The sequence below is a fragment of the Paenibacillus sp. FSL K6-1096 genome, from assembly GCF_037977055.1.
GTDB lineage: Bacteria > Bacillota > Bacilli > Paenibacillales > Paenibacillaceae > Paenibacillus_AQ.
The window spans coordinates 4319016-4345474 of the sequence record NZ_CP150274.1 but is presented as its reverse complement, the minus strand read 5'-3'; the positions used below and the strand labels follow the sequence as shown (position 1 = coordinate 4345474).

The 26459-nt window shown below is 56.6% G+C and carries 19 protein-coding genes and 1 pseudogene; 4 read left to right on the top strand and 16 right to left on the bottom strand.

What is annotated here, in order from left to right; genetic code table 11:
- The first annotated feature begins 101 nt into the window (after positions 1-101).
- Positions 102-2846, top strand: coding sequence for an aconitate hydratase AcnA (acnA, locus tag MHI24_RS19360; protein ID WP_340021159.1), 2745 nt, complete (start codon positions 102-104; stop codon positions 2844-2846).
- A 94-nt stretch (positions 2847-2940) separates the two neighbouring features.
- Here the strand turns inward: acnA and MHI24_RS19355 are convergent, their stop codons facing one another.
- The 3 genes from MHI24_RS19355 to MHI24_RS19345 form a co-directional block, all read right to left on the bottom strand.
- Positions 2941-3954: an ABC transporter substrate-binding protein gene (locus MHI24_RS19355; protein WP_340021158.1), complete on the bottom strand. Its 1014-nt coding sequence runs from the start codon at positions 3952-3954 to the stop codon at positions 2941-2943.
- 208 nt (positions 3955-4162) lie between these two features.
- On the bottom strand, positions 4163-6382 hold the full coding sequence (locus MHI24_RS19350) for a LuxR C-terminal-related transcriptional regulator (RefSeq protein ID WP_340021157.1): 2220 nt from the start codon (positions 6380-6382) through the stop codon (positions 4163-4165).
- A 108-nt stretch (positions 6383-6490) separates the two neighbouring features.
- The gene (locus MHI24_RS19345; RefSeq protein ID WP_340021156.1) at positions 6491-7240 is read right to left on the bottom strand and encodes an IclR family transcriptional regulator; all 750 of its coding nucleotides are present in this window, start codon (positions 7238-7240) and stop codon (positions 6491-6493) included.
- Positions 7241-7474: 234 nt separating this feature from the next.
- Between MHI24_RS19345 and MHI24_RS19340 the strand changes: the two genes are divergently transcribed.
- Together MHI24_RS19340 and MHI24_RS19335 are read left to right on the top strand one after the other, a co-directional pair.
- Positions 7475-8521, top strand: coding sequence for an alpha/beta fold hydrolase (locus MHI24_RS19340; RefSeq protein WP_340021155.1), 1047 nt, complete (start codon positions 7475-7477; stop codon positions 8519-8521).
- 182 nt (positions 8522-8703) lie between these two features.
- A complete protein-coding gene (locus MHI24_RS19335) occupies positions 8704-9882 on the top strand; it encodes a Fe-Mn family superoxide dismutase (protein ID WP_340021154.1) in 1179 nt (392 codons plus the stop codon).
- An 873-nt stretch (positions 9883-10755) separates the two neighbouring features.
- Here MHI24_RS19335 and folE read toward each other — a convergent pair.
- From folE to MHI24_RS19310, 5 genes and pseudogenes are all read right to left on the bottom strand, one after another.
- Positions 10756-11349, bottom strand: coding sequence for a GTP cyclohydrolase I FolE (gene folE / locus MHI24_RS19330; RefSeq protein ID WP_340021153.1), 594 nt, complete (start codon positions 11347-11349; stop codon positions 10756-10758).
- Between the two features lie 54 nt (positions 11350-11403).
- On the bottom strand, positions 11404-11655 hold the full coding sequence (locus MHI24_RS19325) for a YneF family protein (RefSeq protein WP_340021152.1): 252 nt from the start codon (positions 11653-11655) through the stop codon (positions 11404-11406).
- A 135-nt stretch (positions 11656-11790) separates the two neighbouring features.
- Positions 11791-12975 (bottom strand): annotated as a pseudogene (gene queG, locus MHI24_RS19320) (tRNA epoxyqueuosine(34) reductase QueG); the annotation flags it as partial.
- A gap of 42 nt (positions 12976-13017) precedes the next feature.
- On the bottom strand, positions 13018-13635 hold the full coding sequence (gene lepB, locus MHI24_RS19315) for a signal peptidase I (RefSeq protein ID WP_340021151.1): 618 nt from the start codon (positions 13633-13635) through the stop codon (positions 13018-13020).
- A gap of 202 nt (positions 13636-13837) precedes the next feature.
- On the bottom strand, positions 13838-14257 hold the full coding sequence (locus MHI24_RS19310) for a GNAT family N-acetyltransferase (protein WP_340021150.1): 420 nt from the start codon (positions 14255-14257) through the stop codon (positions 13838-13840).
- Positions 14258-14688: 431 nt separating this feature from the next.
- Here MHI24_RS19310 and MHI24_RS19305 point away from each other — a divergent pair, with 431 nt between their 5' ends.
- Positions 14689-15297, top strand: a complete 609-nt coding sequence (locus MHI24_RS19305) for a superoxide dismutase (protein ID WP_340021149.1) — start codon at positions 14689-14691, stop codon at positions 15295-15297.
- 92 nt (positions 15298-15389) lie between these two features.
- Here MHI24_RS19305 and MHI24_RS19300 read toward each other — a convergent pair whose 3' ends face one another.
- From MHI24_RS19300 to MHI24_RS19265, 8 genes are read right to left on the bottom strand one after another with little or no spacing between them, the layout of a single operon-like run.
- Complete coding sequence (locus tag MHI24_RS19300) at positions 15390-18056, bottom strand: glycoside hydrolase (protein WP_340021148.1); 2667 nt, start codon at positions 18054-18056, stop codon at positions 15390-15392.
- Positions 18057-18065: 9 nt separating this feature from the next.
- Entirely contained in the window at positions 18066-19079 is a 1014-nt protein-coding gene (locus MHI24_RS19295) for a carbohydrate ABC transporter permease (RefSeq protein ID WP_340021147.1), read from the bottom strand.
- Between the two features lie 20 nt (positions 19080-19099).
- A complete protein-coding gene (locus tag MHI24_RS19290; RefSeq protein WP_340021146.1) occupies positions 19100-19999 on the bottom strand; it encodes a sugar ABC transporter permease in 900 nt (299 codons plus the stop codon).
- Positions 19996-22530, bottom strand: a complete 2535-nt coding sequence (locus MHI24_RS19285; RefSeq protein ID WP_340021145.1) for a DUF5696 domain-containing protein — start codon at positions 22528-22530, stop codon at positions 19996-19998. Before MHI24_RS19285 ends, MHI24_RS19290 begins: the two co-directional genes overlap by 4 nt.
- Positions 22531-22548: 18 nt before the next feature.
- Complete coding sequence (locus MHI24_RS19280; RefSeq protein ID WP_340021144.1) at positions 22549-23172, bottom strand: Yip1 family protein; 624 nt, start codon at positions 23170-23172, stop codon at positions 22549-22551.
- Positions 23159-24601 carry a gluconolactonase gene (locus tag MHI24_RS19275; protein WP_340021143.1) on the bottom strand — a complete coding sequence of 481 codons (1443 nt, stop codon included), beginning with the start codon at positions 24599-24601 and terminating at the stop codon, positions 23159-23161. Before MHI24_RS19275 ends, MHI24_RS19280 begins: the two co-directional genes overlap by 14 nt.
- A 19-nt stretch (positions 24602-24620) precedes the next feature.
- The gene (locus tag MHI24_RS19270) at positions 24621-25484 is read right to left on the bottom strand and encodes a carbohydrate ABC transporter permease (protein ID WP_340021142.1); all 864 of its coding nucleotides are present in this window, start codon (positions 25482-25484) and stop codon (positions 24621-24623) included.
- Positions 25485-25488: 4 nt separating this feature from the next.
- Positions 25489-26454, bottom strand: coding sequence for a sugar ABC transporter permease (locus MHI24_RS19265; RefSeq protein ID WP_340021141.1), 966 nt, complete (start codon positions 26452-26454; stop codon positions 25489-25491).
- Positions 26455-26459: the final 5 nt, after the last annotated feature.

Sequence of the window (26459 nt, the reverse complement as noted above, 5' to 3'; positions counted from 1 at the left end):
TGCAGCAAAAAAAACTTTACTCCCCCCCTTGTAAACGTTATACTTAAAAGTACAGGAATTATGAAATGTAGTTTCATCAGATGAAACGAGGAGGCGCATATATGCCAAGCAAGGATCATTTCTCACTGGCCAAGAATCTGACATCAGGCGGCAAGAACTATCGCTACTATCATTTGAATTCGCTGGAAGAGCAAGGCGCAGGTGATATTTCCTCCCTGCCTTTCTCCATCAAGGTGCTGCTTGAGGCGGCTGTCCGCCAGTACGACGGACGGGCGATTACTGAAGAGCATGTGAAGCAGCTGGCCAACTGGTCTGGCGGCATTGACCGCAATAAGGAAATTCCGTTCATTCCTGCCCGGATTGTCCTGCAGGACTTCACTGGCGTGCCTGTCGTGGTCGATCTGGCGGCCATGCGCGACACCGTCAAGAAGGCAGGCGGCGACCCGAAGAAGATTAATCCGCTCGTGCCGGTTGACCTGGTTATTGACCATTCCGTTATGGTCGATGCGTTCGGAACAGCCGATGCGCTGGATTATAATATGAACGTGGAATTCGAGCGCAACGAGGAGCGCTACCGCTTCCTGCGCTGGGCGCAGACCGCCTTCAATAACTTCCGTGCGGTGCCGCCGGCTACAGGGATTGTGCATCAGGTGAACCTGGAATATCTGGCCTCTGTAGCAGCCACCAAGACCATTGACGGCGAGACTGTGGTCTACCCGGATTCGCTTGTCGGAACGGACTCCCACACGACCATGATCAACGGCCTTGGCGTCGTCGGCTGGGGCGTCGGCGGGATTGAAGCAGAGGCAGGCATGCTGGGACAGCCGCTCTATTTCGTCACCCCGGATGTCATCGGCTTCAAGCTGACCGGCAGCCTGATCGAGGGCGCTACGGCGACCGACCTAGCCCTCACCGTAACCGAGATGCTGCGCAAGAAGGGCGTCGTCGGCAAGTTTGTCGAATTCTACGGGCCGGGACTGGCTAACATCAGCCTGGCGGACCGTGCTACCGTAGCCAACATGGCACCGGAGTACGGTGCAACGATCGGCTTCTTCCCGGTGGATGACGAGACGCTGGCCTATCTGCGCAGCACCGGACGCCCGGATGAGCTGGTGGAGCTGGTCGGCGACTATTACAAGGCGCAGGGCATGTTCCGCACCGCAGATACCCCGGACCCTGTGTTCACGGATACAATTGAGCTGGATCTGGCGTCTGTGGTTCCGAGCCTTGCCGGACCGAAGCGTCCGCAGGACCGGGTGGAGCTGACCCATATGAAGGAGAACTTCAACGGTATTATCCGTACACCTGTAGATAAGGGAGGGTACGGCCTCAGCGATGAGAAGATTGCTGAAACCGTAGAAGTGCAGCATAAGAACGGCACCACCAGCAAGCTGAGCACCGGAGCGGTTGTCATTGCAGCGATCACAAGCTGCACGAATACCTCTAATCCGAGCGTTATGCTGGGCGCGGGCCTGCTGGCGAAGAAGGCTGTTGAGCGCGGCCTGACCAAACCCGGCTATGTCAAAAGCAGTCTGACCCCCGGCTCGCTGGTGGTGACAGAGTATCTGCAGAAGGCCGATTTGCTGAAGCCGCTGGAGGCGCTAGGCTTCTATCTGGCCGGCTACGGCTGCGCCACCTGTATCGGCAACTCCGGCCCGCTGCCGGATGAAGTCAGCGAAGCCATTTCAGAACATGATATGACGGTTGCAGCTGTAATATCCGGGAACCGTAACTTTGAGGGCCGAGTCCATGCCCAGGTCAAAGCCAACTACCTGGCTTCCCCCCCGCTGGTGGTTGCTTATGCCCTTGCCGGCACAGTGAACATTGACCTGAAGACCGACCCGCTGGGCTATGACCCGCAGGGCGAGCCTGTCTTCCTGGCTGACATCTGGCCGACATCCGCCGAGATCCGTGAAGCGATCGGACTCTCTCTGAGCCCGGAAATGTTCCGCCGCAAATACGAGAATGTATTCACAGCCAATGAACGCTGGAATAACATTCCTGTACCGGAAGGCGAGCTGTATGAATGGGACAGCAACTCCACCTACATTCAGAATCCGCCATTCTTCGAGCATCTGGCAGACGGCGTGAACGACATTAAGGACATCAAGAGCTCCCGTGTGCTTGCCCTGCTTGGCGATTCGGTCACTACAGACCATATCTCACCGGCCGGGAACATCTCTACCTCTGGTCCGGCCGGAGAATACCTTCGGGGCCATGGCGTGGAACGCGCCGACTTCAACTCCTACGGCTCACGCCGCGGGAATCATGAGGTGATGATGCGCGGTACGTTCGCCAACATCCGTATCCGCAATGCAGTAGCTCCGGGCACAGAAGGCGGCGTAACTACCTTCCTGCCGAGCGATGAGGTTATGTCCATCTATGATGCCTCCATGCTGTACCAGTCTGCCGGTCAGAATCTGATTGTCATCGCCGGTAAGGAATACGGCACCGGCAGCTCGCGTGACTGGGCAGCCAAGGGAACACTTCTGCTGGGAGTTAAGGCGGTTATCGCCGAGAGCTTCGAGCGGATTCACCGCAGCAATCTCGTCGGTATGGGCGTGCTGCCGCTGCAGTTCCAGGAAGGCCATGGCTGGAGCAGCATGGGACTGACCGGACGCGAGACCTTCGACATCACCGGTCTTGATAATAACGTACAGCCCGGACAGGAGCTGACGGTTACCGCGACCCGTGAAGACGGCACCCGGTTTGAGTTCCCGGTCGTTGCCCGTCTGGACAGCAGCGTGGACATCGATTACTACCGCAACGGCGGCATTCTGCAGACCGTACTTCGCCAGATGCTGGCCGATGCGACCGCTTCGGAATCGGCTCTGCCGGTGGAATAAGCCTGCCTGAATAGCGTTGCCTATATTACAAAAAGCTGCGCCGGAATCAGAGTTCATCCTGATCCCGCGCAGCTTTTTTGGGTGCAGCAATATCTTATTTTACCGACAAGAGGCTTGTTGTAATGAAATCGAGCTGCTTCTCCAGGGAGATTGGATCATTGAGGGTATCTGCAGCAGGATTAAGCTGGAAGACATTCCCTGCCTTAACCGCCGGAAGGCCCTTCCACAGCGGATTGTCATACACAATCTTCGGGTCTGAGGTATCTCCCGACCATGGGCAGGTGAAGATAATGTCGCCGGCAAAGTCCGGCAGCTTCTCCAGCGAGATGGACGCCCAGCCGGTTCCGCTGTCAATCGCTTCCTTCTGCGCTTCAGCCGGGGCCTTCAGGCCGAACTCCCCATAGAGAATTTCGCCGCCCCGCCCGTAGTTATGGCCGAATACATACAGCCCCTTGGCATACGGGTTCAGGATGGATACGGTCTTATTGCCGACAGCAGCCTGCACCTGCGGCTTCAGCTCAGCAATCCGGGCCTCCCACTGCTCAATCCAGGCCTTGGCTTCCTCATTCTTGTTCACAAGCTTGCCGTAGTCAAGCATCTGATCCTTATAATTCTTAGCGCCATATGTAATCTGTACCACAGGCGCGATTTCCTTCAGCTTGTCGATGCCTTCCGTGCCGGTGTACACAATAATCAGGTCAGGGTCCAGAGCCAAAATATTCTCTGGAGTGACATCATTACCCAGCGTTTCCGCGTCAGTAAGCATGTCTGCAAGGTATGGACTGGACTTCGTTCCCTCCATGACCCCTACCGGCTTCACACCCAGCGCCAGGAGATAGCCCGTGTAAAAGGCTGTAGTGTCCACGATTCGCTGCGGGTTCTTAGGCACCTGGACCTCGCCGGCGCCATCCTGGAAGGTGACCATCTTTGCGTCATCAGAAGCTGCGGCCGGTGTTGCAGCAGGAGTTGCAGAAGCTGCAGGGGCAGCTGCATTGGCTGCCGAACCGGAGCCCCCTCCAGAGTTATTCGACTGGCCGCAGGCTGCAAGCAGCAGGGCCATAACCAGACTGAAGACCAACAGGACAAGACTTTTTCTATTGTATCGCAAATTAATCCCCCTATGTATTTATATATGATATTGATAATCATTATCACTTGTAATAATAACATAGAGTATGCAGACTGGCAACACAAAATCCCCTCTCAAAGTGGGGCTTTAACTTCGATGATGACTAAAAAAAATCCCCTTTCCAGTGAAAGGGGACCGTTCAGCTTCCTGCTCCGGTATGGCGGGCCAGACGGCCTGTCCCCTGAAGTCAGGGGATCTCAATACGCTCGGAGTCGAATATTCGTTTGTAGACCAGCGCGATGATCTGGGAACGGTCAGTGACGTCCATTTTGCTGAAGATGCGGCTGAGATGATTCTTGACGGTATGCTCGCTGATAAATAAGCTGCTGGCAATCTCCTTGTTGGTCTTGCCCTGAATGATTAATTCCAGCACCTCTTCCTCACGCGGCGAGATGCCCCATTCCTCCTTCGGCGTCTTCAGCGCTGCGCTGTTCAGGAGCTTCACCGCCGATACGTTCCTTCTCGCCGACTGGACATCCGCACGGCTGCGCAGGAAGGATTGGAAAGCAGCACGCGGCTCGCTGTACACCTCTCCCACCATATAGTTATCCAGCAGGAAGCGGGAGGGGTCTAACCAGACCGGATCGGAGTCCTGCAGCTGCTCCTTATCCGCGCTCTGGCCTGCATGGTGAAGCACCAGCGCCAGCAGCTGGGCCGGAACAGACACAGCAGGCTTATTGATCTCGAAGTAGAACGAGGCGAACTGGTCTACCTGCTTCAAGAGAGCGATCTCTTCCTGGTAGAATCCGTATCCCAGCAGGTAATCCAGACTGAACGGAGCCAGCAGGCCGGCTGTTCTCATCTGCCCGCTCTCCTTCTCCGGCAGACCGGTATAACGCGCCAGCTCATATGCCATGGAGGCAGCCTCCTCCGACTGGCGGTGCAGCTCCGGGTTACTAATATGCAGATAATGACGGGTATGCTCCAGGAATACCTCAGCCTGCTTCGTGAGCTGGTTATCCTTCTCAATCAGGACAATTGCGGTGCCTGCCAGGCTGGCCAGGCAGCCGGCGAAGGGCAGCCAGACCTCAGCTTCACTGCGGTGCCTGAAGCCGACCGACAGGATGCCCTTGAACATCTTCCCGGCCATGAGCGGACATTCCAGCAGGACCTGCCCCTCCGCCTCTCCGTTAATAATCGTGGAGGAGAGAAAGGATTGTACGGAGTAGCGGCTACGGAGATCCTGGACATACTGCACGGCCTCGTCCGGTCTCCACCCCTTGGAGTAATGGGTGTCCTCCGGTAACGCCTCGAAATACACAAGGACTGAAGAAGGCGAGAAAGGCATTCCCATAATCATATCCAGCAGCCTTACGGCCAGTTCCTGAAGGGAAGCTGTCTGCGGCAGCTGTCTGGCCGCCTCCTTCAGCCGCAGGGTGGCTTCGCTGCGGAGCGCTTCGCGCTGCACCAGCCGCTCCCCGCGCAGTGACAGAGACAGCAGCGCTGCCACATTCTGCTCATGCTGGGCAGAGTCCTGGATCTGCCGTGTACCGCTGAAGCCTACAGCCAGGAGCAGCGCCCTCCGGCCGCTGTGAATCTTCACCGGATAACATGACAAATACTCCGGCTGCGAGATTCCGCGCTGGGTGAAGAATACTGTTCTCGGGTCCTTGTTCACATTCTGCCAATGCCGCGGCTCACTGCCGAGGACCGCCTGTCCCAGGAAGCCGTCCCCCTGCTGGAATTCGGCATTCATGAGCAGAGGCGCCTCTCTGCCTGCGGAATAGCCCACCTTGAACCGGCCGGCCTCTCCCTCCTGGGCAAAGGCGTACATCTCCGCACCGGATGGCGAACCCGCCATATGCTGCAGCACGACCTCAATCTGCAGGAAATCCTCCTCCAGATTGGTTAACAGCTGCGAAATCACCTGCCCGCTCCGCTGGGCCATCGGCTTGAGCACAGCGCCAGCCAGCAGCTTGGAGAGAATATTGCCAAGCACAGCAAGCTTCCCTCTGATCCTGCTGATTCCATCCCGGTCCAGCTCCGTCATCGCTGCTACTTCAGCCCGCAGCCCCTCATAATCGGGGTGTTTGCGCATCTTGGCCTCGAACGCCTGCAGCACCAGCTCCTGGGTACCCTCCTCCATATACAGGCCGGACCACAGATAGTAGGTCTGGCCGTAATCTGGTACCAGCGGATGAACCACATATTTCAAGCCGGGGACCCATTCTTCAAGGACGGCAGGATGCGCCAAGGGTCCTAATCGCAGCAGTGCAGGCTCGAACGGCCGCTCTGCCTCCTGTAAAGACATGAACAACTTCTGATAGAATATTCCGGAAAGCGTTGGGCGGGTAACTACATTTCCCGCCTGATCCGTAAGCACAATAGCCTGGCCTGTGACATCGCCAAACGTATCCTGGAGCTCTTGAATTTCTCCCATCAGTGAATTGGGTATACCAGCCTTCATCCCCTCACCTCATGCTCTGGATTCCTGTTGTTGCTTCAATAACTTAAGAAGTAATACGATTAATGATAGTTCATTTTGACTAGATATACAATGAATTGTGCAAGCCGGTTAGCCCATCATCAGTCCCATTTCGGCAGCAGCTTCTGTCAGAATTACAGCATATTCCTCCAGCGTCTCCCGCGACAGCCGGCTGACCGGTCCCGACACCGACAGCGCTGCCACCACTCCGCCGGAACGGCCGGCAATCGGCACAGCCACGGCAGCCGCCCCCGGCTCGCGCTCCTCGAAGCTGGTCGCGTATCCGCGGCGGGTGACCTCCTTCAGCTGCTCAAGGTACTGGCTCCGCTCCACCGTCTCCGGCCAGGACGGGTCGGCCAGCAGCCGCACCTGCACCTCAGGCGGCGCATAGGCGGCCAGCACCTTGCTGGATGCCCCTACAGAGAGCGGCAGGCGCGCGCCGATCTGCGCCACCCGGCGGATCGCCTGGCGGCTCTGCACCGCCTGGATGCGCACGCGCTCCAGGTTGTCGCGCAGATACAGGCTGACCGTCTCCCCGAGACGGTCACGCAGCCGCTCCATAGCCGGTAGCAGCAGCGCCGCCGGTTCATTCAGCGTCGGCAGATGCGTGGACAGCTCCCAGATGCGGATGCCCAGGCGGTATTTGTCCGTCCCCTCATCCCGCTGCAGGAAGCCCTTCTCCTCCAGCGTGGTCAGCAGACGGTGCACCGTGCTTTTGTGCAGGCCGATCTTGGCGGAGATTTCCGTCAGACTCAGGTCATAATCATGATCCTGAGTGAAGCACAGCAGGATATCCAGCGCACGTTCTACGGCGCGTACGGTCAGTTTTCGGTCTTCCAACCCGATCTCCCCTTCATATGTTTCACCTATTGAAACCCGGTTACATTATTATTATGATAGTTCTATCTTAGTGCATATGCCTAAAAAAAGTCCAGTATATTCATCAGCCTATATAGCCGGGCCCCAGTTTACAGTTACATTACAAAAAAGGCGATTTTATTGACTTTGTAAGGGCATAATTTTACGATTAAATATATGAACTATTCATGTAACTAACCTATAGGAGGGGACCTTATGAATCTGGCAACTAGTCACCACGGTGCACCGGTCTCCCGTATCCCTAATCACGACGAGGACAAACCTGCCTCAGCCCCTATAATCTCCCTGCGGATGATACGCTTCAAGCATATCGTGGTAGCCTTGCTGTTGTCCGTGTTCTTCTTTTTCGTCTTCTGCTTCATCGCCTTGCACGGCTATATCGCCTGGGTGCTCTCGAATCCGACGGTAGCGCCTCTCTACTCCAACCCTTATGAGGCCAAAGGTCTGGCTTACGAGGACATCACCTTTCCGGCGAAGGACGGCAGCCGCATGATGGAGGGATGGTATATTCCATCCAAAGGGGCAACGAAGACTATCATCTTCAGCCACGGCTACGGCGCCAACCGCGAGGAGAGCTGGGTGCCTATGTACGATCTGGCCCATTATGCGCATAGCCTGAGATTCAATGTCGTGATGTTCGATTACGGCTTCGCCTCCAAGACTGACAGGGATATCGCCACCGGCGGCAAAAAAGAATCCCAGCAGCTGCTTGGAGCGATCGAGTTCGCCAAGAACGAAGGGGCTGACCAGATTGTCGTCTGGGGCTTCTCGATGGGAGCAGGCACTGCCCTGCAGGCCGGGCTGGTGTCCAAGGATGTGGATGCGATGATTCTGGACAGCACGTTCCTGCTGGAACCGGACACACTGTACCATAACATCAAGCAGAATATCAATCTTCCCCGCCAGCCTTCGCTGGAGATTATGGAGATGCTCTTCCCGGTGCTGAACGGCACAGGACTGAATCAGATCCCTTATTCCAAGGTCAAGGCGAAGGATTATCCGTTCCCGGTGCTGTTCATGCACGGCACGAAGGACGACAAGGCGCCTTATCCCATTGCCGAAGAGCTGGCCGCCAACCAGAGCAATCCGTACTCGGATTCCTGGATCGTGGAAGGCAGCCATCATGAGCTGCTGTTCCGCGAGCATCCGCGCGAATATCTGCGCCGGGTCTCGGAGTTCCTCGGCAATGTGCAGCTTGCCTCCATCAGCGGGGCAGGCGGCAGCTCCACAGCAAGCAAATAAGCTTCTCTACTCTAAGCATGTGCGATTGTATCCCCGGATACATTCTGTACATGCTTATTTTTTATGCTCAGCCGGGTGCGCCTGCTTACACAGCAGTATACTTGTCAAGCCAGTCTCATAAGCCGTCCCTCTCCGGCATATAAATGAAGCGTTGGAACTTAAGGACGGGAGGACAAGAGGTTATGCCATATGTATATGTCACACCGCTGCCAGTGCAGATTCTGGGAGAGATCGCCTTCTGGAAGAACCAGGAGAAGGAACATGCCGAGGTGCTGATCCAGATGATTCCGGGCCTGGAGGAGCCGTATGTGAAGCTGCTGCAGGATTGGGCCGTGGTCTTCCTGGCGACGGAACAGGCTGCAAGAAGCCTGCTTGCCCTTCCGCAGGCTCCGGGCCCCGGAGCTCCGGGAAGCCAGGCGGCCGAGACGGAGCTGCTGGTCCACACTGCCTGCGACCAGTCGGCTGAATTCATCCGCCATCTGAAGGCCATGAAGGAGGCCAGCGCCGCCGTCAACGCCTTCCCTCTGGCCGGAATCACCATCGCGCACTTTATCCGGGAGTCCGAATATTTCCTGGCCGTGCTTGCGGAGATGACTCCTGCGGATTACGGGTCCGGGATGATGCGCATGAATCCGCAGAAGCAGATTGAATCTGCCGCCCCGGCTCCGGCTGAAGATAGCCTTCAAGGGACAGGGACGTTTACGATCCCGGTATGGGAATCGCGCGAGGCAGGGATGGTCCCTATCGGCGGCCACACCCTTCCCCCGCTGCCGTATGCCTACAATGCCCTGGAGCCGTATATTGATGAGAAGACCATGAGGATTCACCATGACAAGCACCACCAGAGCTATGTGGACGGACTCAACAAAGCGGAAAAGAAGCTGGAAGAAGCGCGCATGAGTAACAACTATGATCTGGTCAAGCATTGGGAGCGGGAGCTTGCCTTCAACGGGGCGGGGCATTACCTGCACACGATCTTCTGGAATGTCATGTCTCCGCAGGGCGGCGGCCGCCCGACCGGATCACTGCTCGATGCCATTGAACGCAGCTTCGGCAGCTATGATGCCTTCAAGGCCCAGTTCACCGAGGCCGCCAACAAAGTGGAGGGCGGCGGATGGGCCCTGCTGGTCTGGAGCCCGCGCAGCCGCCGGCTGGAGATTCTGACCGCCGAGAAGCATCAGAACCTGTCCCAGTGGGATGTGGTGCCGCTGCTGGCGCTGGATGTCTGGGAACATGCCTACTACCTTAAGCATCAGAACAACCGGGCCGATTATATCCAGGACTGGTGGAAGGTCGTGAACTGGCCTTACGTCGCCGAGCGCTACAGCGCCGCCCGCAAGCTGGTCTGGCAGCCGTTCTGAGTGTTTCGCTGTTGCGCTGAATAACAGTCCGCCCCGTGTGCGGCTCATTGTATTCGGTTTTTCGCACACATTCGGCCCGTGCACCTCAGCGCGGCTCATTGTGTTCGGTTTTTCGCATACATCCGGCCCGTGCACCTCAGCGCGTCACATTGTGTTCGGTTTTTCGCACACATTCGGCCCATGCACCTCAGTGCAGCTCATTGTATTCGGTTTTTCGCATACATCCGGCCCGCGCACCTCAGCGCGGCTCATTGTATTCGGTTTTTCGCACACATTCGGCCCGCGCAACTCAGCGCGTCACATTGTATTCGGTTTTTCGCACACATTCGGCCCGTGCACCTCAGCGCGGCTCATTGTGTTCGGTTTTTCGCATACATCCGGCCCGTGCACCTCAGCGCGTCACATTGTATTCGGTTTTTCGCATACATCCGGCCCGTGCACCTCAGCGCGTCACATTGTATTCGCTTTTTCGCACACATTTGGCCCATGCACCTCAACGCGTCACTACATTGTATTCGGTTTTTCGCCGTCCCACCTATTTCCGGCCAATTCTGGACGTCTTCGCTCTCACCAGCCGCTGGTATGGAGCAGCATTGTTACACTTTTAGCAGGATTTTCTATAAAAATGTTACTGGCTGCGGCGGATTGTTGCATCATTTGCAGGAACTTCGGTATTTAGCGCAAATGAACGCTGGCTTTGTTGCATTTCGTGCAGGATTTCCGCCCAGACCGCTTCTGTTGGGCAGCATTGTTGCACTTCTTGCAGCAATTCCCTAAATTGCTGTTACAGGCATAGGCGTATTCCGTCCGCGCATCTCCTTCGCGCAAAAAAGCCCGCCGCCACAATGAAGTGGCAGGCGGGCTTATCCATTCCTACTCCTTGATCAGGGCCAGGAATTCGGCCCGGGCGGCGGCATCCTCGCGGAAGGTTCCGCGGGTAGCCATCGTTACGGTCTTGCTGCCCGGCTTCTTCACGCCGCGGGCGCACATGCACAGATGCTCGCCTTCGACCACGACCATGACGCCGTGCGGGTTCAGCACCTCTGTCATAATGTCGGCGATCTGGGCGGTAATCCGCTCCTGTACCTGGAGCCGGCGGCTGACGGCTTCAACGAGCCGGGCCAGCTTGCTGAGCCCGGCGATACGGCCGCTGGGCACATAGCCGATATGCACTTTGCCGAAGAAAGGAGCCATGTGATGCTCACACTGGCTGTAGTAGACAATATCCTTCACGATCACAAGCTCTTCATGCGACTCGTCAAAGGTTACGCCCAGCGCTTCGCGCGGATCAACCGAATATCCGCCGAAGATCTCCTCATACATCCGCGTCACTCTGGCCGGTGTCTCCAATAAGCCCTCACGGCCGGTATCTTCACCGACCAGTTCTAATATCTTCTGAACATGGTATTCAATCTGCTCGCGGTTCGCAGCTACCTTCCCGTTCAAGTATTCCTTGAGTCCCCCCATGACATCTCCCCCTTCCGCACTGCAACTGGCTCTAATTCTATTTCACTGTTCCGCTTATTTCTTCTTGCGGGCTGCTCCCTTGGATGCCGCCGGCGCACGCCCCGGCTGATTGCCGTTACGCATCATCTGCTGGGCACGCTGCATCTGCTTCCCGTTCAGGTTATAACCCATTTGCTTGGCAACCTTCTGCAGCATCTCAGGATCATTCTGCATATTGGTCATCTGTCTGCGCAGATAGTATACGCCGATGAAGAAACCGCCGATCAGACCCACAACAAGTGTAATAATAGGCAAAGCAATATTCATCTGTAATCCACCTTTGTACTCTAGTGTCTGGACATGCCCTGATGAAGGCACGCGAATCTATCATAGCATTTCAACAACTGGACAGCAATTGGTAATTACGGCTTCCGTCCGGCTTACTCCAGCTCATTCCGGCCCGGCTGCCTTCTGCTCCAGTAGCTTGTTCAGCGCGCGTTCCAGCATCTCCCGGACGGTAGCGTCCTCTTCCTTGGTGAGCGCCTGTTCAACGGCGGCCAGGGCCTCGCTGCCGCCGATGCGGCTAAGCGCCCAGGCGGCAGTCCCGCGCATCTCCGGGCGCGGCTCCCGCAGCACAATCTCGGTCAGCTTCGGCACCGCAGCAGCCTCCTTGAAATTGCCGAGCGCAATGACCGCATTGCGCTGAATCGGCTTCTTGCCGCGCCACGCCGCCGAGCTGTTGCCGAACTTCTCCTTGAACCCGCGGTTGCTGAGGTCCAGAATCGGCAGCAGCAGCGGCTTGACGATCTCAGGATCAGGCTGAAGCTGCGGGCGGTGGTTCCAGTTCTTGCCCCGGTTATGCGGGCAGACAATCTGGCAGGTGTCGCAGCCGTAGAGCCGGTTGCCGATCTTGGTCATATACTCCTCGCTCAGGAACCCCTTGGTCTGCGTCAGATAGGAGATGCAGGCTTGGGCGTTAAGCTGTCCGGGACCGACCAAGGCTCCGGTAGGGCAGGCGTCGATACATTTCGTGCAGTCGCCGCAGCCCGCCTCGACAGGCTGGTCCGGCGGCAGCGGGAGATTCGTCACCATCTCCCCCAGATAGATCCACGATCCCCACTTGGGGGAGATAATCGCGCAATTCTTGGCGCTGAAGCCGATTCCGGCTCGCTCCGCCACAGCCCGGTCCACCAGCGCTCCCGTATCAACCATGCTCTCCAGCACAGCATCCGGGACACGCTCCCGGATGAAGCTCTCCAGCTTCGCCAATGCCTCGCGGAGGACATGGTGATAATCCTGGCCCCAGGAGGCCCGGGCCAGGATGCCTCTGCGCGCGCCCGGCTCCGACTTCGGCGGGTCCTCCAGCTTGGAGGGGTAGGCGACGGCAATCGCAATAATCGAGAGCGGCTGCTCTCCGGACGGCAGCGCCGGCACGGTCCGCTTATCCAGATCCGGCTCCTCGAAGCCGGATTCGTAGCCTTTGTCCCGGTGCTGCTGAAGAATATTCTTCAAATATAAAAACGGCTCCGCTGTAGCGAACCCGATATCATCAATACCGAGGTCTGAAGCGGCCGCCTTAATGTCAGCCTTCAGCTCCTCCCACCGTGAAGGGGGCGGAGCATAAGAGGCCTGTGAATGCAGTTTCATTTCCGCTCTCCTTTATGTGGATGAAATAGATACGTCAACGCTCTAGAAGGTTCTCAGCTTGGAGAAGGGCCACCAGATCAGCGAGACTTTGCCCACGATGCTGCCCTTGGCTACCGCACCGAAATAACGGCTGTCCTTGCTCGCGCCGGCATGGCGGTTATCCCCCATCACGAAGTAGGTCCCCTCCTGCACCGTCAGCGCGCTGAAATCAGGATCTTGAATGGTGGTATCCGTGTAGGGCTCCTCCACCTGCTTGCCGTTGACGTAGAGCTGCCGGTCCTTCACCTCGACAATATCGCCGGGGATACCGATAATGCGCTTCACCAGATACTCCTTGCGGTCCGGTCCGGTGCTGGGGTCATGCAGAACGACAATCTCCCCGCGGCCCGGGCTGCCGAAGCTTAAGGAGATTTTATTGATAATCAGCTTCTCTCCCTCATACAGGGTAGGCTGCATAGACTTGCCGATAACGGTAGACACATTGAACACATACATATTAAGCAGAGACATAATTGCGAAGACTATGCCCGCTATGACGAGCCAATCCCGCAGCTCTTTCACCCATTGGCTTCCGGCCCGTTGACCGGACTTGCGGTGAGTCACAGATCTGTATCTCTGCTTGCGGCTCCGCATGAATACTTCTTCAAGCTCAGGGTTCATAGGCCACCTACTTGCTTCCATTAGGTTATCAGATCCATAACAATAGAAAAGCATATCTCCCGCCCATTTGCAATGGACACAGGGAAGATATGCTTTAGTATAATGAAACAGATTATGCAGGAATGTCCTCTGCCGGGAGGCATCTCCTGTCATTGTTCTCTACTCTACACTTGGTTCCGCTTACAGTGCCGGTTCGCTATAGTTACCCGACAATGCTTAGCTTGCGCACGGATTTGAAGACCTGGTTCTCGTTATAACCCATCGCTTCATACAGCGGCATCGCAAACGAATTATGCTCGTCAACAGCAACGAAGATTCCGCTGACCTTGCGTGCCTGAAATCTGTTCTCCATCGCTGTTACAAGACTTCTGCCGACTCCTCTGCGGCGGTAATCAGGATGGACAGCAATGCGGAAATAACAGCCGTGATTCTTCTCAATCGTACCAATCAGCGCACCGATGATTTCCCCGTCGTCCTCTGCAACTACAATGAGATCGGAATCCCATGAAAGCTGCCTGGAGAAGGGCTCGATCGTGCTCTCGAAACATTCTTCCGATAATGCGGTCTGCAGCAATTCTGTCACTGGAGTAACGTCGCTTAATTGAAAGGAACGAACGTGCATGCGTAAAAGTCTCCCTTTGGCTTAGAATTTAACAAAAAGAAGGGGTTTCCATAACAGTATAAAGTGGAAAAAAGCATCAAAAACCGAGGAATACCTGCTTTTAAATCTATTAAAGCACATATTTCTCGCGATATCATCACTTTTCTTTTGAAAGCGCTTGATATGAAGCGTTTTCATTAAATTAACTCTCATATTTAACATATTTTAGGTTATAAAAGCAGTCTTAAAGTCCTGCCGCCGGGGTACTCCGCGTTTACACAGCCATAACAATTTATGCGATCTTCAGGGCCGCAAACACTTTTCAAACACTTATGTTTGTTTAGTGTTGCATTATTGTTCCAGATACGTTTTAATAAGAATATCTCACCGGTTACATAACCGGTAGGCACTATCATGTTCAAATCCAACACACACTCAGGAGGGATTTTTCCATGGCATTTCAATTACCGGCACTTCCGTACCCGAACAACGCGCTTGAACCACACATCGATGCTCTGACGATGGAGATTCATCATGACAGGCACCATAACACTTATGTGACGAACCTGAACGCCGCACTGGAAAAGGCACCCGAACTGCAAAGCAAAAGCATCGAAGATCTGCTGAAGGATCTGAACGCTGTACCGGAAGCGATCCGCACTGCGGTCCGCAACAACGGCGGCGGACATGCCAACCACACTCTGTTCTGGGAAGTCATCGGACCGAACGGCGGCGGTGCACCAACCGGCGCACTGGCAGCAGCTATTGACAGCGAGCTGGGCGGCTTCGACAAATTCAAGGAAGATTTCGCTACTGCAGCAACTACCCGTTTCGGCAGCGGCTGGGCTTGGCTCGTGGTGAAGGACGGCAAGCTGGCAATCACCAGCACTCCTAACCAGGACAACCCGATCAGCGAAGGCGCAACTCCAATTCTCGGCCTCGATGTATGGGAGCATGCCTACTACCTGAACTACCAGAACAAACGTCCTGACTATATCAAGGCGTTCTGGAACGTAGTGAACTGGGAAGAAGTCGGCAAGCGTTACGACAGCGCTAAGTAAGAGTAAGCACACTCAGCCGGACCGGCTGTTCTAAGCAAACAGGTTCACCTCTTGCCCTAAGGCAGCGGTGAACCTGTTTTTTTGTTATAGTACTACCGCGTGTATGCGGCAGAGAGCGCGTCATACTCACGCTGAGTCACGGGAATTACCGTTCCGTGCCGGGGACTGGCCGGCAGGCTGTAGTCCGCAGCAACACGCCACTCGCCGGAATCGAGATCATCCGTCTCCAGCGGGATGTACCCTCTTCCCCCGAACTCATCCACGAACAGGTACCACTTCTCCTCCGTGTTGGACTTGAACAGGGTCGGGCCCTCAATGCCCTTCACTCCCCCTACACTGTCACTCAGCCGCTTCACGGCGGGCGCAAATATGGAATCCAGCGACTCCTGGAACACCATTTTGCCAAAAGGGGCCTCCGCTCCCTGCTCGCGTTCATCTTTGGTGAATCTGTAGATCTTCCCGTTATAGGCTGCCATCGTGGTATCGATCACTGAATACCCGTAGTCCATATAGATCTCCGGCTCCGTAAAAGTACGGAAATCCCGCGTCTTACTATACATGATCTTCTGATAGGCATCTCCGCTATGGCCCGCATCGGCGTACATCCGTGACGCCCAGAAGAGGAAGTATTCCCCGCCCCCGGGGTCATAGATGACCTCAGGAGCCCAGGTATTGCCTGCTTCCGCAGGCGAGACCAGTGCCTCCCTCGGCTCTGACCAGTCCACGAGATTATCCGATTCCCACACGATAACCGCCCGGCTGCCCTGCGTCTGGGCAGCGCCCCAGTCCCAGTTGCCGTTGATCTTCAGATCGGTGGCGATCAGATAGAACCGGTCCCCCTCCGGCGAGCGGAGAATGAACGGGTCCCGTACTCCCTTGGCCCCCAGTGTGGAGGTCAGCACAGGACGGCCTCCGTTCAGCTCCTTCCAGTGCAGCGGGTCGTTGCCTTCGCTGAGCGCGAAATAGACCTGTTCGCCGTCCTCTGTGCCTTCACCTGTGAAATAGCTGAACAGATAACCGGCATACGCCTCCGGAGACGGAAGCTCCCCCACTTGGGCCACTCGGGCCGCCTGAGCCGGCTGGGCTGCCTGCTCCTGCCTGGAGGCGGAGGCTTCCCCGCCGCCATCCGGCCCGCCTGCCACCAGCGTGACCACCGACTTGGCGGGAATGGCCGCCTCGAACACCTGGTCACCGCTCGCAGCCGCATCCGCTCCGCGCGCCAGATCAAGCTGCGCGCTGGTTACATAGGACTTCAGCGACGCCGCCTTCAGTCCCAGCCCGCTTAGCGTGAGCTGCACGCGCCGGTCCTCAGTGCTGTCATTCACCAGCACTGCCGCCATACTCTGCTCAGCCTCATGCCAGTATGCTGAGCCGAGCAGGTCGCTTCCGGCCTCCTGGCTCAGCCCGGTGAGCGCAATCCGCTCCGCGCCGGGACGGATGAACCGGCTGTAATTGCCCAGCGACCACAGGATCTTCGAGGTCAGAATATTCTGCTCGTCTCCGGCCTGATTGAAGTCAGTGTAGATCAGGCCGTCCTTGTAATCCACCTTGGATACGGCGGTCCACCACTGCCAGGCGGCTGCATTAGCCTCTGTCAGATCATAATGGATTGTCCGCGCCACCTGCAGGGCCGGCTCCATTCCCAGATCCCGTCCCGGGCCATAGTCGCCCATAATGCAGTATTCGGTGACCCAGTACTTGGCCTGCGGGTCGTATTGCTTCAGGTTGCGATCGAGCAGTCTTCTCAGCTTCACCAGCCGGTCATCGCCGGAATGGCTGTAGTCGGACCAGTAGGAATGCGAGGCGATTTTGTTCCCTACGGCCTCCTTCAGCTCAGGATCACCGAGCAGCTCCTTGATATACTCCCGGTACTTGCCGAGACCCAGGCTGTTCGCTCCGCTGGAGTAGACGCCGCTGCCCGCGAACTCCCGGAAGTGTTCGTCATCCAGCAGGGAAGTAATCTCCACCCCGTCCGGGGCGCTGATCTGCGTCTCCAGGCCGCTGCTGCGGAGCTTACGGTGCAGCTCCAGGATCACACGCTTCAGATCCTCGTTATTGTACCGGCTGGCTTCCTGCTGGGCCAGATTCCAGTCCCAGGTCGGCTCGTTGACGGGACTGATATAATCGAACTCCAGCCCCTCCTCCTTGAAGTGCCGGAGGACATCAATCAGGAACGCTGCGAAGTCCGCTTCAGCACCTTCCTTCAAATTGCTGGAGCCGACATCAGGATCGGGCTGGGCATGGCCGTTCTTGGTCATCCAGACCGGCGGGCTGTTGACGAAGGCAATCAGCGACTCCACTCCGCGCTCCTTGGCTGCCTTCAGGAACCACTGCTGCCCGGCCTGCCTGCTCCAGTTGTAGGGGCCGTCCTCCATCATTTTGAACGCTTCCGTTCTTCTCCACGGATCGGGAATAATGGCCTGATCGGTCTCCGCCGAGCCCGCGCCGATATTGAAGCGCCAGGCCGACAGCCCGATGCCGGTGTCCCGCGAGAAGAGCAGATCGGCCACCTTGTTCTTATTCTCTTCGGTCCAATATTTCCCCAGGGGGTCCATGGACCAGGCATCGGATGCGCCAAAGTTATCGATGGTCTGATAGCGGATGTTGCCGTCTATCTTCACCGCTGCATCCGGCGGGTTCTGGTGCTGCACAGGGGGTTCCTCCTCTTTCTTGGTACTGGTGTTACTGCCAATCAGGCCAAGGACAACCGCAGCCGACACTATAACGCCAACGGTAACCATTAATCGCTTGCTTCGCATGATCTCCTCCTAACCGACCAGACCGGACCGTTCCACACTCTCCACGAAATGCCGCTGGACGAAGACATAGAGGATAATCAGCGGCAGGATGGCCATCAGCACGCTGGTGTTCATCATCATGGACATGAAGAACGGGTCCTGGACAAGCGAGTTGGCCGCCTGGCCGCCGCCGGTCATGTACGTGGCAATGCCGTAGCCGGCCGATGACATCATCGAGGACATCACCTTCGGCTCGTTCAGATACATATTGGTGAAGAATGAATCGTTCCACTGCCAGACGAAGGAGAACAGCATCACAGTCACCATGGACGGGATGGCATTGGGCAGAATCACGCGGGCGAAGGTAGCGAAGTATCCCGCCCCGTCCACATAAGCCGCCTCCTCGATCTCCCGGGGAATGCCCCGGAAGAACTGGCGGAAGATGTAGACATACAGGCCGGTTTTGACGCCCATCCCGAGCACCGCAGAGATGATAAACGGCCAATACGTATTAATCAGATTCACCGGATTGCCCGTGAACAGCTTCAGCAGGCCCAGCAGGTCGAAGTTCTTGAAATGCAGGTACAGCGGAATCATAATCGTCTGCGAGGGGACCAGAATCGTAAAGATCACACAAGCGAACAGCAGCCCGCTCCCCCTGAACCTGATCCGGGCGAAGCCGTAGCCGGCCAGGACGCAAATGATGGTCTGCAGCACCATGACCGCAGACGACAGCAGCAGGGTATTGCGCAGGACGGCCGGGTAATTCATCGCAGTGAACACCAGTCTGAAGTTCTCCAGTGTGAAGGCCTGCGGAATCCAGATCACCGTGGAATCATACAGATCGTCCATGCTCTTGAACGCAATCGACAGCTTCAGCAGAATCGGGTACAGAATAACAAACGAGATGCCGAAGACCAGAACGAAACGGGCGATGACCCATAGCCATTTCTTCGTAAATTCGGTCCAATAGGCGCTTGATGCCAGCCGGTGCAGCCGCTCTTTGGCGGAACGGTGCGGCATTGCTGCGGTTTCCGTCTTCATATAGCTCCTCCTTCCAACCGCTAGTCTTGATAGAAGACTTTTCGCGAGATGAGTGCCGTCGTGATCCATAACAATAGCGCAATGATGGCAAAATACATCCAGGACATGGCTGCGCTCAACCCGAAGTTGAAGCTCTTGAACGCGGTATCCACCACCATGCGGCTGGTCTGGTCACTGATAAAGCTGTCGATGATGGTGTAGACCAGATTCGTCAGAATCAGCGGACTGATCATCGGGAAGGTGATTTTCCAGAACGCCTCGTAGCCTGTGGAGCCTTCAATCTTGGCCGCTTCATACAATGAAGGGGAAATAGACTGGAGTCCGGCCAGGAAAATCAGAATCTGCACCCCCGACTGGCTGACGATCTCATAGATCCGGCTGACCGCCCCGGTCAAATATTCGACCACCGTAACGCTCATCCCCGATTCAATCAGCATCGTGGTCAGCTCCAGGTTCTTGATGACCGACAGGCCTCCGCCTGTCGTATCATTCGCGCTACGCACGACCGACTGCATCAGATCGCCGTTCTCAATGCTCGCGATAATCCCCGAGGCCAGGATAACCGGCAGGAAGAAGATTGCTCGGGCCAGCACCCGGCCATGGAACTTCTGATTGAGCAGCACCGCAAAAAACAGGCTGAAGATCAGAATCAGCGGGGTGTTCAGCACAATATCCAGCACCGATTCCGTCAGGGTGCGGACATAGGACTCATGTGAGAACAAGGCCTCGCGGTAATTGGCCAGCCCGATATACTTCAGCGTGAAGCCCTCATCATTAACCTGGAGGTTGCTCAGGCTGAACCGCAGGGAGGAGAACAGCGGCGTCAGGAACAGGAAGCAGAAGCCTGCAAACCAGGGAAGAATGAAGTACAGCCCGTAATATCTGTTTTTCTGCTCCAGGGACAGCTTCTTGAATTTCATTGCAGCTTCTCACCTCCAACCCAATAATTTCGCCCGTCTATAGTGGTTCCGCCAATGCTGACCGGCGTATCATTATAATTCACAACAATGGCCGTTCCCGCTTCAAACACTGTCTGATACACACCCGGCGCAAGCTTCATATGCTCCGTGATCGGCTGGGCATGGACCTTCCCCAGCACGCGGCTCAGCTCCTGATATTGCCCGGCGGCCTGGTCAATCCAGCTCCGGTAATCGGCGGAGTATAATTGACCGAATCCGGTCATTTTGATAGCAGAAGGATCGGCATAGAACCAGGTATAATACGGCGCGCTTCCTGTCTCCAGCGCCTTCAGGAGATTAAGCGCAGCGTCCTGGTCGTCCGCCATATTCCAGGGGGTTCCGGCGTATTGCAGATAGCCGTGATACACCATCTGGAGGAAGGGAACGCTCTCATCCGTGATGTTGAAGCCGCTGCTCTGCATCGGCGCAGCAACAATATGGCGGGCGAAGGGAGCCGCATACGCATTGCCGCCCTCCACCATCAGCTCAGGCACGGAGCCGCTCATCCGCTCCAGCTGCTCCGTGATAACACGCTCGGCCTGCTGGCGGTCCATCACCTTCGCGTCCGTGAAGTCGGAATTCAGCTCAGCGCCGAAATCCCGGAGCGACAGGCCGGTCAGCCCGAGCCCGGCATAATCCGCCAGAAAGCCGTCTACCGCAGCGGGCAGCACGCGGGGACTGACGACATAACCGGAGGGCTGCTTCAGATCCTGCTTCAGAAGAGAGAGATTGTACGGATAGACCTGGGCCAGCTTGCCGGTAATCAGCCGGGAGGCCTGGGACTTCCTGAAGCCCTTGGCTTCCGGGAAGCTCTGCAGGAAGGTGGCGTCAGGATACAGCCCGATGCCTTGCTCCTGAGCATAAGACTGCAGCGCCTTCAGCCCCTTGGCTCCGCCAAGCTTTTTATCGACAGAGACGGACTTCGGATAGTTATGGCTGATGCCGCCGTTGAACCATCCGGTATAGCGCAGCCTGATCCCCCCGATCCCCTGCTCCTGCATCTGCTCCAGAATGGTCCGGGCCTCCTTGAAGGAGGTCAGCGGCTCATACGCCGTGTAAGGGATGCCCAGGAAGAACTTCTTCTTCGGTATGCCGCCGATCAGCTCCAGATAGAACGGAAGCTCCGCGTCCTCCTCCAGCCGCGTCAATTGCTTATGCTCGCTCAGATAATCCCGGTAACGCCCGGCCATCCCAGAATAGCTGGCCTCCTGCTCATTCAGGAAGCTGTAGGTCACCGCAATATCCCCGGAGTAGACCCTGGACTGGAATTGCTTCACCGTGCTGGAGCGCCAGCCATTGGTCAGCGTCACTTCCTCCAGACTGCCCAGCGTGTAGCTGGAGAAGACGGTGTTATATTCATTCAGCCGCCCGCTGACATCCGCTTCCACAGCAGCGACTGCATCCCCCGCTTCAATCACAGCGAGGAAGCCGCGGTCCTTGTATTTCATGCCGAAGACCGGCAGCCGCGCCGTCTCCTCCTGCTGCACCTGCCCGAGCTGGCGGAGTGCCGCATCCGGTCCGTACAGAGCCGTGCGGTAAGGCGTGGCATACAGCTTGTTATTGTTGAAATGAATCAGCGAGCCGGAGCCGTCCGGCACCAGGCTGTAGCCTTCATCCCCCGTCCCGCTGGCCCCGAAGAAGGGAAGCAGCGTCAGCGTCTGGAGGTGCATCGTCTCCGGGTACTGCACCTTATCGCCGGGAATGCTTACCCGCAGGCGCTTCCCGTCCAGCCGGTATTCGAGCGGGAGCGTCACTACGGCTGCCCCGCCTTCCTCTTCGCCGTAGGCTGCTTTATCAATGGCAATCTGGTCCTCGCCGTATCCGATCTGCTCGAAGATGCCGGTTACTTTTTTGAGGCCGACGCCCTTGAAGGATGTATCTCTCCGCTCGTAGCGCTTGTTCTTCTCATCGTATCTGAACCGCTTCTCCACCTCCTTCTTGTCGCGCTCGCTCTCAATCCGGTCCATAATCAGGCTGCGGAACCGCTCTTCGCTGATGTACTTGGGAATGGCGTCAATGCTGCTCTTAACCTCCCCCAGCGTATACACGATGCTAAGGCTGTCCCCCGTCTGTTCGATCGTGAACTGGCCGCTCTGCACACTATGGGTGTAATTGTCATAGCTCATCAGATTGCCCTTGCTGTCATAGTAGGTCAGCTCCGCCTGCACGTTTAGCAGGGATTTGTTGTAGCCGGTGGCGACAGCATCCTCCCCGCGGTCCTGCGGATTGGAATACCAGAGCGCTCCGCCCGCCTTGTCCCGGACGGCAATCTCGGTGGTGGCCCGGTTGAGGTACAGGGTCAGATACTCGTTCTCCAGAACGGCCTCCAGCTCTGCGGACAGCTCCGGCTGCGCAGCGGTATCCTGCGTATGCTGTACATCAGGCTGTGCTGCTGCTTCAGGTGCGGATTCTGCCGCCAGATTGGCGGGCTGTGTTACGACTGCTCCGGCAAGCATGAGCACCAGTGCAAGGATGGTTAGCTTTTTCTTCAAGGCCTGGCTCCTCCTTTCTTATCCGCGCAGGGACAGCTCCTGATAGATGGTGTAGACAAAACTGACAATTTGCTGGATCAGATTGAAGAACAGCAGGCCCAGGAAAATAATGATGCCCACCACGGCCAGCGTCAGCAGCATCGTTGTAATCGTCTTGAGCACCGTATACTGATGCACCGTCATTGTCCCGATGAACAGCAGCCACAGGAACCATAGCGTAGCCAGCGAATCCAGCAGATAATAAAAGGAAGCCTCACGCAGCGTAATCATATTGCTGAGCAGAATATTGGGAATGTTAACCAGAATTAGCGGCAGCAGCGCGTAGCCCGTCGTGATCACGATCTCCTTGAATTTGCCCTCACCGTCCATCAGGGTCGTCAGCGACCAGTTGGCCAGACACCAGAGCAGAAACGGGAAAACGATATATTTCAGCTCATTGATGCTGTTCAGCTCCAGCGGGTGATTGTAATTGACCACATAGCCCACGTACTGGCGCTTCACGATCATGGTCAGGGTAAGTGCGAACAGAATGCCTGCCGCCATGCGCAGCTTCCCTTTGTTCTCGTATTTCAGATCCCAGAATCCGTCAAAGGGGTGCACTGCTACATGCAGTGAATATTTAATATCCTTAAGAAACGGCATCCCGGACCACCCCCTTCTGTCTTGGCCGCTTCACCAGGCGGACCGCCGCAGCGCCCCCCAGCAGCACAACAATGATTCCGGTCATATAGACACTGAAATGCTCACGCATATACTCCCGCCGGTATTTGCCCAGCGCCTTGGAATAATATTCCCGGTCATTACCGAGCTTCAGGTACTTCATAGCCTCTTTGTATTCGCCCTGGCGCAGCAGCGACTTGCCGATGCCCACATAGGCCATCTCATAGTTGGCATCCAGCTTCAGCACCTCCTGCCACAGCCTGGCGGCTTCGTTATGCTTGCCGGAGCTGTACAGCTGGTTGGCTTCATTCACCATGCTGCCGAACCGGGTAACCTTGAACTCGGTAATTCTCCCCAGATCGCGGTCCAGCACATAAATAGCGTTGCCATAGCTCTCCACCGCCGCCGGGTTCTTGAACGTGCCGAGCTGACTGCCCAATTGGCCGATCACATACAGCAGATTGCCGTCCTCATTGTAGGTGAAGATCCGCCCGCGCGTAGCATCCAGCGTCCGGTAGACACCGCTTGGCACCACATCAATATCGACGAAGGCCGAACGCTCCAGGCTCAGGTCGCCGATTGGCGCGGTCTCCCCGTTCACTCTCAGCACGTCGATGCCGGAGGGATTCAGCCGTTTGACCGGGGAGAAGGTTTTTTTGTCCACCGTCGTGGTGTAGATGAAGCCGTCCTCATCAGCATCGGCGTTGTTGAATTCCAGCGGAATGAACTGCACCATCTTCTCCCGCTGCTCCTTGGTGGAGACCGACTTCCAGAAGAGATCCACCGGATCGAACTGCACCCGGTTGGTGCCCATGAAGCCCGTGAATTGCCCGTCGTTGTCGAATTCGATCAGCCCTTCATAGACCCCCCTGCCGACGACGTAGATACGCCCGGCCTTGTCTACGATCACCTTGCGGGGAAAATATTCAAAATTGTCGCCGATCACGTCCGCCTTCGGCGCTCCAATCTCCCGGATGAAGCGTCCGGCGCTATCCAGCTCCACCAGCCGCCGGTTCTCGGTGTCCGCCACATAGATCCGGCCTTCCTTCGTAACGAACAGGCCCTCCGGGTTGTTGAAGCGCTCGTCCTTGCCTCCGTTGCGGAAGCCTGCAATGACCCGGACAGTGGTCCACTCCTGATCCAGCACGACAATCCGCCCGTTCCCGGAATCGAGCACATAGAGCAGCCCCTCCGGGGAGACGAACAGGTCGCCCGGGGCGGTCCAGGCGCCCGTTCCGGCTTCCAGCCCCGTGATCGCCCGCGAAGGAAGATAAGCAATCGGCGACCTCACCGCCTCGCCCCAGTAAGAATAGGTATACCCGTCATACGGTGCGGCCTCCGCCGGCCTTGAACACAGGCAGGCCAGCAGCAGCACCGATAGCAGTACCAGCATCGCTGACTTTATTCTCAAACCTAACGCCTCCATCGCTCTAGTCCTTCATGCCGGACGAAGCCATCGTCTGGATCACATTGCTCTGCGACAGGATAAACGTCACAATCGGCACGGACATCATAATTACCGCTACCGCCGCCCCGACGCCTGCACGGGCAATCCCGCCCTGGATAATCTGCCCCATGGCATAATGCAGCGTCTTGAGCTGCTCGCTGTAGATGAAGCTGCCGCCGTCTGTCCCCCACAGCATCTGCATCATCAGGATTAACAGCGTCAGCCAGGCCGGCTTCACCAGCGGCATCACCACCTGCCAGAAGATGCGGTATTCGCTGGCCCCGTCAATCTTCGCCGCCTCCAGCAGCGCATCCGGGATCTGCTCCATGAACTGCTTCATCAGGTACAGGCCCAGCGGATAAGCGAAGGCGGGAACAATAACCGCCTGGTAGGTGTCCATCCAGCCCAGCGCGGACATAATCATATAATTAGGAATCGCTGTGACATGCGGCGAGAACATCAGCGACAGCACCACGACGGTGAACAGCACCTTGGACCCGCGGAATTTATGCTTCGCCAGCGGGTAAGCCGCTGCTGAGGCCAGCAGGATATGCCCGGCGGTTCCGGCTGCTGTAATGAATACGGTGTTGAAGATATATCTGGAGAACGGCACCCAGGAATTCTTCATCACCTGGAACAGGTTGGCGAAGTTCTCCAGCGTCGCATTCCTGACAAACAGCGTAGGCGGGAAAATAAACAGCTCATCCAGCGGCTTGAACGCATTGTTAACCACATAAATTAACGGAATCGCCATGAACGACCCGAATCCGGCCAGGGCCAGGAACAGCAGCGCGTCCACCTGCCAGGAGCGGTTTACTTTTTTATGCAGAGGTAAGACCAGCTTCATCCGCTTATTCACCCACCCTCTTCAGCAGCTTTTGAACAATCAGATTGCTGCCCAGCATCAGCACGAACAGCACGGTGGCAATCGCCGAGGCATAGCCCATCTCGAACCGGATCGTCCCGTAATCCACCAGGTGGGTGACGATCGTATGCGCCCCGTACTGCACGCTCGGGAAGCCCGCGAGAGCCATCGCCACATCGGCAACTGCAAGCGAAGCGGTAATCTGGATCACCGCACCGAACATCAGCTGCGGCCGCATCGAAGGCAGGGTAATGTACCACAGCTCCTGCCAGCGGTTTTTGACACCATCCACCGCCCCTGCTTCATACAGCGTCTTGTCAACGGTCTGCAGCCCGGCAATGAAGGCCAGGAAGCTGGTCCCCAGGCTGAGCCAGAGCTGTACCAGCATGATGATCCCCAGCATATACTTCGGGTCCTGCAGCCACTGAACCGGCTCATAGATCACGCCAAGCTGCATCAGCAGGCCGTTGATAATCCCGTAGGAGTCACTGGAGAAGATAATCTGCCAGATGAAGAACACATTCCCCGAGATCGACGGTGCAAAAAACACCAGCGTCATAAACGCCCGCAGCTTCGGATTCAGCTCATTGATCAGCCACGCAAACAGGAAGCAGGCGATATAGCTGACCGGTCCGGTCACGACGGAGAAAATCAGCGTATTCTTCACTCCGATCAGGAACACATCATCGTTCCAGAGCAGCTTGGAGTAATTCTCCCAGCCGATCCAGCGCGGCATCTCCAGCATGTTGAAGTGGGTAAAGCTGAAAAGAACCGAGATGATAACCGGAAGCACGGTAAATAACATAAACAGCACCATATAAGGAGCCAGCAGCACGTACAGATGCTTATCCCGCCGTACGTCCCTGCCGAACAATTCCCAGTAATTACGCAGCCTGGAAGGGCTCAGCCGGGGCTGGATCAAGGGGTTGGCCGTATTTTTCACTTTCTGCACACAAG